The following is an 11,379-nucleotide window of genomic DNA, read 5'->3' on the forward strand; positions in this document are numbered from 1 at the left end:
GAATAGCGCCTGTTAAGGCGCTGCGCGCCATGCCTGGCGCACCACAAAAAAAACCGGCCTCGTAATGAGGCCGGTTCTATTTCTACTTACAGGGGTTACCTGCTAAGCATGGCATAAAGCCAGGCTTAGAAGTGGTAACGCGCGCCTGTCAGGTAGTATACTTCGTCGGTCAAGTCACCAAGGGTAACATCACGATTAACAGTCGGCGCATCGCCGTCAGCCAGCTCTAGGAAAACGTCGAAGTTGCTGGAAACGTTGTAGTAAGAACCAAACGCCCATGCATTGCTGTCGTCCACGTCACGATCTACGTTGTAGTAGTCAGCAGTAAACGCCCAAGGACCAGTGGTGTAAGTACCACCCAGACCTACAGTGTCGTAGCCGCCGCCACGAACGTCGCTGTTTTCACGGCCTTCATAACCTAAACGAGCAGAGAACTGGTCATTGATGGCGTAAGAACCGATCAGGCCACCCATGATTTCACCATTGCCGCCGCCATGTACTACGTCGTCAACAAAACCAAGACCTACAGTAACCGGACCTTGCTCGTAACGCACACCACCTTGGGCAGCAATTACGCTATCAGGATCGTTGTTACCAGTCTCAAACTGGCCACGCGTGCTGTAGTGTTTCAACTGCAGGAAGGCTGTCCAGCCTTGAAGATCAGGCGTGTAGTAACCGATAGAGTCGCCACGTGATTGCTTCGGATGACCAGCGAACTCTAGACCACGATCGATGTAAACATCGAACGGCAGAGAGACAAACTGGTTGTAGAAGCTGTCGAAGTTACCAGCTTGAACAGTACCGTACTGCTTGCTCTGCAAGCCAAGGTAGCTTTGACGAATTTCAGTGAAGCCAGACTCGGTGTAACGCTCGTCACCTTTGAAGCGCCACTCTAAACGACCGAAAGCAGTCAGGTCAGAGTTAACTTCGTGGCTCATGCGCAGGCCAAGACGAGAGTAGACGTCTACGAATTCTGCGCCGTTGTCAATTTTGTTGTACTCAGGACCGCCACCAGCGATACCCATGGCGATACGGCCATAGACGTCGAGCTTGGTACCATCTTGGTCATAAACGGTAGCTGCTTGAGCGGCGGCAGAGGCACCCAGGGCGCCAATGATAGCAGTCGCTAAAAGTGTCTTTTTCATGATGTAGGTTCCTTAACTAGCTTACTGTTTCGATCGTTACCGCAAACTCATTTTGAAGTCTGCAGCTGGCTTGCGGGCCATGCTCTTTATGCCATCCTCCGGTTTTTCCCGGCGGTATGCGGCATGTCCTCAACTAAGCCTTGTTATAGTCCAATGCTCGCAGGTCAAACTCTATACTGGGATTCCAGTGAACGCAATAGAAAAAAACAGTGTTTCTTTACGATTTGTATTTTTTTAAGGAACCCACGGGCAACTGATTGGTCTCAGCGGCCTGTAAATTTTTGCTGAAGCCCTCTTAATTTATCCTCTAAGCTAAGTGGCTTTGTTGTTTCAAATGCTTCCGTCTTCTCACCTTCCCCTCTCTGCTCATGCGCCTTTACAGGCGTGGGGACAGCATCTTTTGGCGCTTGTCTCGATGTTTGTTGTGATGCCTGCCTTGATGATTGCTGCGGTTTTCGATGATCTAAAGACGGTGCTTGCTTTGATGCATTGCTGCCTGACTTATCTTTTCGACGATCGCTAGCATGTCGCGCCGCTTCTTTATCGACTTTACCTGCGGGATTGCCATCCAAGTCAATTCGCTCAGCACCTTCTCGCATGGATTTCACATAGCGCGGCAGGTTCACATAGTTAGCTAATGCTCGGCGTATCAATTTACCCGACCAGAGTTCTCGCTGGGCTAAATCTTGATGAATACCCACTTTCAGCGGTTTAGTATGGCCAGTGAAAAAAGCGTTCGGGTAGCGTTTATACCACTGGTTCAACAGCGCTTGAGGAGAAGGCGGCTGTGGCGCTGTTTCCGCGGCGGCGGCTTCGCTGATCACTTGTGAGTCGGAAGGCTTCACATCTGCCACCGACGGCTCAGCGGCAGATGCATCACACTGAGCCGGGCCTTGCAGCGGCTGCGAAGGTGGCTGAGTGTGCGGCACTTGGCTCGCCAACTGCCGTTTAAGCATTTCGTTCTCTTCACGCAACGCGTTCAGTGCGGCTTTGGTCTGCTCAAGGTGCGTTTCCAATGTTTCTAGCAGATCCAGTACTGGTGCGGCCATACCCCCTCCCTCTTTGCGCTGATCAGTCGGCGATCCGCTCATAGACTACAAAGTCGTATTGAGGCTGCCCTTCTGCTGGCTTGCCCGCGACACGCTGAACTTCCTGCCACTCTTCCATAGAGAGCTCGGGAAAAACAGCATCACCATCGACATCAATATCCACTTCAGTGATATAGAGACGCTGAGCATGAGGAAGCGCTTGTCGATAAATCTCCCCCCCTCCCATCACCATAATTTCTTCGGCGGCTTCAATGGTGGCTTGTTGGTCAGCCAATGCCAATGCTGCTGGTAGTTCATGACATATCCGCACGCCTTCGGCGGCAAAGTTTGTATCACGGGTTACTACAATATTGAGCCGATTGGGCAGTGGCTTACCTATTGATGCGTAGGTTTTGCGCCCCATCACAAGCGGCTTGGCTTGAGTCATGCGTTTGAAGAACTTTAGATCTTCAGGCAGGTACCAAGGCAACTTACCCTCGACCCCAATCACTCGGTTTTTGGCCATCGCCACAATCATCGCTATCGGCACCAGGGGGTCATAAGCATGTTGCTGCTGACTCATACTGCCACCTCCGCTTTAATATGGGGGTGCGATTCATACTCTTCGATGTTGATGTCGTCAAAGGTGAAATCGAACAAATTGGTTACCTGGGGGTTAAGCACCAAACGTGGCGGCGCTTTAGGCGTGCGGCTCAACTGCGACTGAGCCTGCTCCAGGTGATTGCTATAAAGATGGGCATCACCCAACGTATGCACAAACTCGCCAGGCTCCAGGCCAGTTACCTGCGCCACCATACTGAGCAGTAACGCATAGCTTGCAATATTAAACGGCACACCTAAGAAAATATCCGCACTGCGTTGGTAAAGCTGACACGAGAGACGCCCATTGGCCACATAAAATTGGAACAAACAGTGGCAAGGCGGCAATTTCATTTCATCAACTTGACCTGGATTCCAGGCTGAAACAATCAGTCGCCGTGACTGAGGCGTCGTACGAATCTGCTCCAACACCTTAGCAATCTGGTCGACACTACCGCCACTGGGGCTCGGCCAACTGCGCCACTGATAACCATAGACCGGACCAAGATTACCGTTTTCATCGGCCCACTCGTCCCAGATGCGTACGCCATGCTCTTTGAGATACCCGATATTGGTATCACCTTTAAGAAACCACAGCAGCTCATGAATAATAGAGCGCAGGTGCAGCTTTTTTGTGGTTAGCAGCGGAAAACCACGGGAGAGGTCGAAACGCATTTGATGACCAAACACTGAGCGTGTACCAACACCAGTGCGATCATTCCGATCAACGCCTTGCTCCATCACGGTGCGCATTAGGTCGAGATACGGCTGTTCTAGCGCTTCTTTCGGCATGGGCGTTATTGCAGTCACGGAAATTCCAGATTAAAAATCAATTTGGGTAGATATTCTATACGCGTAAGCATCAGGCAGCCAGAAGCATTCCTGCCACTCACTCTTCACTCTTCACAACTTGGCATCAATAGGTTGATTACGCGACCAGGCGATAAAAACGAGGCCTAACGCGATCATCGGAAGCGTGAGCAGCATTCCCATGGTGAACCAGCCAAAGGCGAGGTAGCCAATGTGGGCATCCGGCATACGTACAAATTCAACCATAAAGCGGAAAACGCCGTAGCCTAACAGGAACAAACCCGAGACCAGCCCTCTGGCGCGCGGCTTGGCAGATACCCACCACAGAATGGCAAACAGCACGACACCCTCCAGAAAGGCTTCGTAAAGCGCTGAAGGGTGGCGCGGCTCTGGCCCCATACCAGGAAATGGCATGCCCCACGGTAGTGACGTTACCCCGCCCGGCAACTCATGATTGATAAAATTACCAATTCGCCCAGCGCCTAAACCAATGGGTACCAACGGGGCGATGAAGTCGGCGAGGGTGAAAAACGCCAGTTGTTTACGACGTGCAAATAGCCATGCCGCAAGCAGCACCCCTAATAAACCGCCATGGAAACTCATGCCGCCATCCCATACGCGGAACACCCATAGCGGGTCAGCCGTCCACTGCCCTAGGCCGTAAAACAGTGCGTACCCTAATCGCCCCCCCACCACCACACCAATGGCGCAGTAAAAAAGCAAATCACCGATATCATCTTTTGTAAGCCCAATACGTGGTGCCCGCTTGCATCCTAGCCACCATGCCGCCACAAACCCCACCACATACATTAAGCCGTACCAATGAACCTGCAGCGGGCCAAGTGAAATCGCTACCGGATCGATCGTTGGATAATTAATCATCGAGAATCTCTAAAGCAAACAGAAAGAGAACAGCAGTGTGGCATCAGTGAATTACGCCAATATGAAGCGCAAACCCACCACGGCCAACAGCGTTGCAAATGAAAACCTAAGCACGTTGGCAGGGAGAATATGGGCCAAGCGTACGCCAAGCCGCGCAAAGGGAACGCTTGTTAGCACAATTCCAATAAAGGCTGGCCAAAGGATAAAGCCTGTCGCCCACTGGGGAAGAAGCGGATTCCCCCACCCTACAACAATAAACGTTAACGCCCCAACCGCCGCTATTGGTAAGCCACACGCCGCAGAGGTTCCCACCGCTTGGGTCATGCTTGCACCACACCGTGAAAGCCAAGGCACTGTCATTGTGCCTCCTCCGATACCAAACAGTGCTGATATGGCCCCCACTACGCCGCCGGCAATGGTCATCGAAACTTTTCCCGGTGGCGTACTGCCTGGCTTTGGCGAAAGGCCAACAATCATTTTGGTTGCCAACAGCAATACGAACACCCCGAATAATGTTCCCAAAACGGTGCCAGAAAGGTTGCCAGCAATAAATACCCCCCCGATGGCTCCCAACATAAGTCCGGGCAACAACGCCATGAACCATGGCTTATGAATACTGCCTTTCCGGTAGTGCCCTAATGCTGACGAAGCCCCTGTGATTACAATTGTTGCCAGGGAGGTGCCTACCGCAAGATGCATGATGATGTCAGGAGCAACCCCTTGCAGGCCAAATGCAAAGACAAGCGCAGGCACAATGATTAAACCGCCCCCTACTCCAAACAAACCAGCCATGGTGCCTGCCACTGCGCCTAGCAACAAATACCCTGCCAAAATACTCAATATTGTCATTTATTTTGCACCTGACTATTCGCGGCAGGAACCCATTTGCTAATCATGCTGAGCAGTGTTTCAGGTTTATAGGGCTTGGCTAGTACGTCATCCATTCCTGCGGCGTTATAAGCGCCATGACCAGCATTATCAACGTTCGCGGTGAGAGCAATCAAAACACTGCGCCGCTGACTGCCACTATGACGCTCAAAGTTTCGCCAGCGGCGTGCGGCTTCTAGCCCGTCTAAGGTTGGCATAAAAATATCCATAAACACGAGATCATAAAAAACCGTTTGCTGGCAGTCTAAAGCCTGCTCACCACTACTGACGCCGTCTACATGAAACCCCTGGGTTTCGAGCATTTGGCGCGCAAGCATTAAATTAACAGGGCCATCGTCAACTACCAAGATACGTAGTTTGCGCTCAGAAGCTGGAAGCGGCTGCTCATAAGCATCTGTTTCATTAGCACTTTGCTGAACAAAATTAGTAAGCAGTGCGCGCATATCCGCGAGTCGCTCTCGCACGTGAGTAATATTCTTGTGACATGTTTCTGAATTATCCATCTGTAACATATCGCTCAAATGATCAAACAGATTGTCGGCTTCGCGCTGAAGTAACGTTAGATAACCAGACTTCAAGCGTGACTCTTCCCGCGCACGGTCGCGTCCAGCAATGAGGTGCTTCAACTGTTTTTGCTGGTGATGAAGGTCATCAAGCAAGGTTTGATCGGGTCGGAATGGCCCGCTTGAAGAAGCTAGGTGCTGGACATCCTCACCTGCACGAATGACGTCTGCTAACAGCTGATTGACCATTGCTAAGCGCTTAAGTGGTAGCTCCTCACCGATACCTTTCGCCTTTGAAGGAGCCTGCCCCGCTTTTCGATTAACCAATGTGGCGGCATGGCGCTCTAACTCAGCCAACTCTTGCATGAAACGGGTGTCTTTTTGCTTTGCGCGACTCTTAACCAGCATCAAAAAAACACCGACGTTCAAACAGCTGCCTAGTAGCAACGCGAGGGTCAACCACAGAGTGGTACTCCACGATGTTTGGCTGGGGGAGAGCCCCCAGACCACCAGCCCTACCAGCACACAAAGCAGTACCAAGGCCGCCTGAATGAGTAAAAGAGGCCACAGAACAGGCCAGACAATCCCATTCCAGAAGTGCTCTCGCTGATAGCATTGCATAGTGTGTGCGCCTTCCTAGGTGGCTTTTTAAACATTTCGCCTTAACATGTTGGCAGTCATAGCATGGCTGAGCATATTTATATTAATGTTAAGTGTATGTCTACGCCTCAATACTGCCATGCCACACTGACTGATTGAGGTCCTGTTACTATTCGTGAGCCTTACTTATGTGTTTAATCACCTTCTCTTGGTCCCCTGGCTCGTCAATACCATTACGCTTGGCAGGCAACCGAGATGAATTCCATCAGCGGCCTACTGCACCTCTTGCTCACTGGGGAGAACACACCGCCTTACTGGGAGGGCGCGACTTGGAAGCCGGGGGTACGTGGCTAGCCGCCAATTCACAAGGCGTTGTTGCAGCGCTGACCAATGTGCGTGACCCCGACCTGGCGACACCCACTAACGCGCCGAGCCGAGGCGAACTTGTTGCTAGCGTTTTACAAAGTGACGATGTGGAAGCATGGCTTAAAACACAGGAGCGCACGACCGCACATCGTTATGCCGGATTTAATCTTTTGGTTGCGACACAACACCGCATGTGGCACCTGCACCGTGGCCGTCATGGGGTAGCGCTTAATAGCGTGCCCCCGGGAGTACATGGCTTGTCAAATGCAACCCTGAATACCCCCTGGCCAAAATTAAATCTGGTTCGCGCCGCCTTGTTAAATAGTAATGACGAACAGTGGCAGGCCGCGACGCAATTTGCGCTGCATAACCCTCAAACCGCACCTGATGAGCAGCTACCCGATACGGGTGTCGGCTTAACGCTGGAGCGCCAGCTCTCCTCCGCATTTATTGTTGGCGAACACTACGGCACTCGTGCAACCACTTGGCTAACGCTAAACAACCGGGGAGAAGTGGAGATAACCGAACAGCGGTTTGGACCACTCGGTCGTTTTGAGGGAGAAACCACATTGATAGCACCACGCCCCCAGTCTCTATACCAGCCCCAGCACTAATCTCGCGGCGGCATTAAGTGTGAAAGCTGCCACTCATCCATACGCTGATTAAGATGCTCATGTACTAATGCTGGAGTATCCAGGTCCATGATCTCTTTAAGCAGCGTTTGTGCATCGTGCATCGGCACTCGGCGGATAGCGGCCCGCACTCTAGGCAGACTAGGAGCATTCATAGACAGGCTGGTGAATCCCATGGCCATTAGTAGCAGCGCACCAGCAGGGTCACCCGCTAATTCCCCGCAAAGCGATATAGGCTTTTCTAGCCGAGTGGCATCCTGGGCGAGTTCTTGCAGCGCCCCCAGCAGCGCCGGGTGCAACGCATCGTACAGGCTAGATACGCGAGGATTGTTACGATCCACCGCTAGCAAATATTGCGTAAGGTCGTTACTACCCACCGAGAAGAAATCGACCCGCTTCGCCAGCGCATCCATTTGATAAATAGTGGCAGGTACCTCAATCATAACGCCCACTTTAGGCCGTTTGACGTCAATACCTTCTTCGCCTAACTCTAAAATGGCACGATCCAGCAGACGAATCGCTTCATCCACCTCTTCCACATTGGTAATCATCGGGAAGAGCACATAGAGATTATTCAAGTCATGCGATGCTTTCAGCATCGCACGCAGCTGTACCATCAATACTTCTGGGTGATCGAGGGTTACCCGCATTCCCCGCCAACCCAAGAATGGATTAGCTTCCTCAATGGGAAAATAGGGAAGGTCTTTATCGCCACCGATATCCAGCGTTCGCATGACTACCGGTAGTGGCGCAAAGCCCTCTAACTGCTCTCGGTACATACGCATTTGTTCTTTCTCACCGGGGAAGCGCTCAGTAATCATAAACGGCACTTCGGTGCGGTATAGGCCTACGCCGCCGATTCGGCTTTTCAGCAATGCTGAGGCATCAACCGCCAGCCCGGTATTTACCATCAGCGGCATGGCATGGCCATCCGGTGTTTCGCTGGGCAGGTCTTGTTCGTGCTCCAGCAACTCACTCAGTGCTGCTTCTTCAGCAATCAAGCTTTCGTAGCGAGTTCTTAGCTCTGGCGCTGGCCGCACAAACAATCGCCCTCGGTGGCCATCAATCACTACCGGGGCGCCATTTAAGCGCGGCAGCGGGAGATCCATCATCCCAAGCACCGTCGGAATCCCCATAGCCCGAGCAACAATAGCAACATGCGAGGTACTCGAACCACGTACGGATACCAAGCCCTTTAGCTTGTCCCTTGGCACCTCTCCCAACATGGCAACGCTGATTTCATCACCTACTAAAATGGCGTTTTCTGGGTAGGTTTCTGGGGTCGAAGGCGTGTCTTCTTGCAGATGAGCCAACACACGACGACCAAGATCGCGAATATCCGCCGCACGCTCACGTAAATAATCGTCGTCTACGCGTTCAAGGTATTGCACATGGCGGCGCACGACATCGGCTAACGCACCAGGTGCCCACTGCCCTTCACGAATACGCTTTTCCACTTCTTCAGAGAGCGCCGCTTCGCCAAGCATTTGCTGGTAAACGTCGAATAACGCCAGCTCTTGGGAAGAAATACGGTTAACCAAGCGCTCTGCCGCTGCGCGGATTTCATCGCGTGTTTTGCCAATGGCTTCTTTTAGCCGTGCGACTTCATAGTCTTGATCGCTGGGAATAAGGTCAGGCACGCTGTTTAGGTCAGCGGGCGGCGTAATCACTACCGCTTCCCCCATCGCCATTCCTGGAGAAGCCGCCACGCCTTTAAACATAGCTTGGCCACCCGGCAGCGCAGGGCGAGCAAGGTTACCGGTAGCGAGTGCGTGAGCCAGCACACCTGCCAACTGAGCAGCCATAGTGACCAGAAAAGCTTCATCTTCGTCGTCGTACTGACGTTTTTCAGCTTGCTGTACGACCAAAACGCCCAGCATGAGGCGCTGATGGATAATCGGCACCCCTAAGAAGCTTGAGTAACGCTCTTCGCCAGTTGCTTCAAAATAACGAAAGTGAGGGTGGCTTTGCGCATCTTCTAAATTAAGCGGTTCGCTGCGCTTAGCCACTAGACCTACCAAACCTTCGCCTAGCGGTAGCACAACGCGGCCTACCGCTTGCGTGCGAAGGCCAATCGTCTCCATCAATACAAGCGACTCGAGCTCCTTATCGTATAAATAGAAGGAGCACACATCCGTCTGCATGGCCTTTCGTATGCGGCGTACCATCGTTGACAGCGCGGCGTCGAGGTTCCGTGCGCCATTCACTTCTTGAATAACGCGTCGCAGCACCTCAAGCATGGACGTTTTCCTATTCACTATTATTTGCCTCGCTGAGGGATTTTCGGCCAACTGTCACTATGTCCTTCGAAGCGTCGCCTTTGAACTGTTTCTTTTGAACAGTTTACCTAGAACAGCTTCCTAGAACAGTGGAGCGCACGTTATCCATCGTGATCTTGTTGCGCCAAGCGCTGAACGCGAGGAGAGAGCTCCCGTAGCGCGCGCCGATATACCTCTCGTTTGAACGGCACCACTTGCCCCAGTGGATACCAGTAACTTACCCACCGCCAACCATCGAACTCGGGTTTAGGCGTTGCCGTCATACAGATTCGGTTTTCTTGGCAGCGAATCTTGAGTAAAAACCACTTCTGCTTCTGGCCGATACAAACCGGCCGCGAGTGGGTGCGAATCATGCGTCGTGGCAGACGGTAGCGCAGCCATCCCCGGGTACAGGCGACAATATCGACATCATCGGCGGTTAGACCGATCTCCTCAAAAAGCTCACGAAAAAGCGCTTGATGTGGTGTTTCGTTTGCCTTGATGCCTCCCTGGGGAAACTGCCACGCGTTTTGCCCTACACGACGCGCCCAAAGCAGCTGCCCCTGGCTGTTGGCAATAATGATGCCAACATTGGGGCGAAAGCCGTCAGCGTCGATCACGGACATCACCTTATAAATTTTCAGTTGTCCCCATTTTTCCACAAGGGAGACAAGCGTATCAATACAATATCACCCTAAGTGGTTAAACCATGGTGACTCTGCGATAATCCGCCGCTTTGCAAACCGTTACTGACGTTCAGTACTGAGCTAACGAGCAGCACAATTAACCAACACCATAAGGGGAGCGCCGTGAGTCTGGCCATTTTCGATCTGGATAATACGCTGATATCCATCGACAGCGATCATGCCTGGGGCGAGTTTTTGCTCGAACAGGGGGCAGTTGACCCAGTTGCCTACCGCGAGGCCAATGAGCGCTTTATGGCGGATTACAATGCGGGCACGTTAGACATGGCGGCTTTTTTGGAAATGGCATTGAAGCCACTGGCTGAAAATACGCCGGAACAGTTAGCCGCTTGGCATCAGCAGTTTATGGTCAGCAAAATCGAGCCGAATATCTTGCCTAAAGCAGAAGAGCTGCTGGCTCGGCACCGCACGAAAGGCGATACGTTACTGATCATCACCGCCACTAATCGCTTTATTACTGCCCCCATCGCTAATCGTTTGGGCGTGGACGACTTGATTGCAGTTGACCCAGAAATAGTAGACGGCCGCTATACCGGCCGAGTAGCGGGCACACCCAGCTACCGCGAAGGCAAAGTGACTCGCTTAAAGCAATGGCTTGAGGGCCAAGAGTTCACCATGGATGGCGCATGGTTTTACAGCGACTCTCACAACGACCTTCCCTTACTTGAACAGGTAGAACACCCGGTTGCCGTCGACCCCGATGATACCCTGCGCAAGGTGGCCGAAGAACGCCAATGGCGCATTATGAGCCTGCGAGATTGAGCCAGCGGGTGCGCTGACGCTTACACCGCGCTACAAACCCATTAATTCAGTACATTGCAAACGTAGCGCGCGGTAACGCAGCATCTTGCGAGGAACGAGCAAATGAGGCACCCGCGAGCGACTATGGCACTTCCCCGCGGGTGCGCTGACGCTTACACAATGGGATGGACTCCTCCTCACCCTACTCCGGCGTCAGTGCGC

Annotated in this window: 11 protein-coding genes; 2 read left to right on the top strand and 9 right to left on the bottom strand. The window is 52.4% G+C overall.

All coding sequences use genetic code 11. The features are described 5' to 3' along the window. Positions 1-125 precede the first annotated feature (125 nt). From INT19_RS09245 to INT19_RS09275, 7 genes are all read right to left on the bottom strand, one after another. Complete coding sequence (locus INT19_RS09245) at positions 126-1,145, bottom strand: porin (RefSeq protein WP_193060534.1); 1,020 nt, start codon at positions 1,143-1,145, stop codon at positions 126-128. A gap of 263 nt (positions 1,146-1,408) precedes the next feature. Beyond that, positions 1,409-2,194, bottom strand: a complete 786-nt coding sequence (locus INT19_RS09250; protein WP_193060535.1) for a ProQ/FINO family protein — start codon at positions 2,192-2,194, stop codon at positions 1,409-1,411. Positions 2,195-2,216: 22 nt separating this feature from the next. Then, on the bottom strand, positions 2,217-2,756 hold the full coding sequence (locus INT19_RS09255; protein WP_193060536.1) for a dihydrofolate reductase: 540 nt from the start codon (positions 2,754-2,756) through the stop codon (positions 2,217-2,219). Beyond that, the gene (locus INT19_RS09260) at positions 2,753-3,583 is read right to left on the bottom strand and encodes a thymidylate synthase (protein ID WP_442311488.1); all 831 of its coding nucleotides are present in this window, start codon (positions 3,581-3,583) and stop codon (positions 2,753-2,755) included. The genes INT19_RS09255 and INT19_RS09260 overlap by 4 nt, the downstream gene beginning before the upstream one ends. Positions 3,584-3,676: 93 nt before the next feature. Beyond that, the gene (gene lgt / locus INT19_RS09265) at positions 3,677-4,465 is read right to left on the bottom strand and encodes a prolipoprotein diacylglyceryl transferase (RefSeq protein WP_193060537.1); all 789 of its coding nucleotides are present in this window, start codon (positions 4,463-4,465) and stop codon (positions 3,677-3,679) included. A gap of 51 nt (positions 4,466-4,516) precedes the next feature. Continuing rightward, positions 4,517-5,314 (bottom strand): sulfite exporter TauE/SafE family protein, encoded by a 798-nt coding sequence (locus INT19_RS09270; protein WP_193060538.1) that lies wholly within the window; start codon positions 5,312-5,314, stop codon positions 4,517-4,519. Then, positions 5,311-6,477 carry a response regulator gene (locus tag INT19_RS09275; RefSeq protein ID WP_193060539.1) on the bottom strand — a complete coding sequence of 389 codons (1,167 nt, stop codon included), beginning with the start codon at positions 6,475-6,477 and terminating at the stop codon, positions 5,311-5,313. Before INT19_RS09275 ends, INT19_RS09270 begins: the two co-directional genes overlap by 4 nt. Positions 6,478-6,644: 167 nt before the next feature. Here INT19_RS09275 and INT19_RS09280 point away from each other — a divergent pair, with 167 nt between their 5' ends. After that, complete coding sequence (locus INT19_RS09280; protein ID WP_193060540.1) at positions 6,645-7,436, top strand: NRDE family protein; 792 nt, start codon at positions 6,645-6,647, stop codon at positions 7,434-7,436. On the opposite strand, the gene ptsP is transcribed toward INT19_RS09280, so the two are convergent. After that, positions 7,433-9,694 carry a phosphoenolpyruvate--protein phosphotransferase gene (gene ptsP / locus INT19_RS09285; RefSeq protein WP_193060541.1) on the bottom strand — a complete coding sequence of 754 codons (2,262 nt, stop codon included), beginning with the start codon at positions 9,692-9,694 and terminating at the stop codon, positions 7,433-7,435. The genes INT19_RS09280 and ptsP overlap by 4 nt on opposite strands. Before the next feature lie 140 nt (positions 9,695-9,834). After that, positions 9,835-10,332, bottom strand: a complete 498-nt coding sequence (locus INT19_RS09290) for an RNA pyrophosphohydrolase (RefSeq protein ID WP_038486029.1) — start codon at positions 10,330-10,332, stop codon at positions 9,835-9,837. A gap of 189 nt (positions 10,333-10,521) precedes the next feature. On the opposite strand from INT19_RS09290, the gene INT19_RS09295 reads away from it, so the two are divergent. Further along, positions 10,522-11,178 carry a histidinol-phosphatase gene (locus INT19_RS09295; protein ID WP_038486032.1) on the top strand — a complete coding sequence of 219 codons (657 nt, stop codon included), beginning with the start codon at positions 10,522-10,524 and terminating at the stop codon, positions 11,176-11,178. Positions 11,179-11,379 lie beyond the last annotated feature (201 nt).

Source organism: Halomonas sp. 3A7M (assembly GCF_014897875.1).
In the GTDB taxonomy this organism is placed as follows: Bacteria; Pseudomonadota; Gammaproteobacteria; order Pseudomonadales; family Halomonadaceae; genus Vreelandella.

Coding starts and splice junctions, on each gene's coding strand:
- INT19_RS09270 (WP_193060538.1), bottom strand. CDS start 5,314: ATGACAATATTGAGTATTTTGGCAGGGTATTTGTTGCTAGGCGCAGTG.
- INT19_RS09245 (WP_193060534.1), bottom strand. CDS start 1,145: ATGAAAAAGACACTTTTAGCGACTGCTATCATTGGCGCCCTGGGTGCC.
- INT19_RS09255 (WP_193060536.1), bottom strand. CDS start 2,756: ATGAGTCAGCAGCAACATGCTTATGACCCCCTGGTGCCGATAGCGATG.
- lgt (WP_193060537.1), bottom strand. CDS start 4,465: ATGATTAATTATCCAACGATCGATCCGGTAGCGATTTCACTTGGCCCG.
- INT19_RS09280 (WP_193060540.1), top strand. CDS start 6,645: ATGTGTTTAATCACCTTCTCTTGGTCCCCTGGCTCGTCAATACCATTA.
- ptsP (WP_193060541.1), bottom strand. CDS start 9,694: ATGCTTGAGGTGCTGCGACGCGTTATTCAAGAAGTGAATGGCGCACGG.
- INT19_RS09275 (WP_193060539.1), bottom strand. CDS start 6,477: ATGCAATGCTATCAGCGAGAGCACTTCTGGAATGGGATTGTCTGGCCT.
- INT19_RS09250 (WP_193060535.1), bottom strand. CDS start 2,194: ATGGCCGCACCAGTACTGGATCTGCTAGAAACATTGGAAACGCACCTT.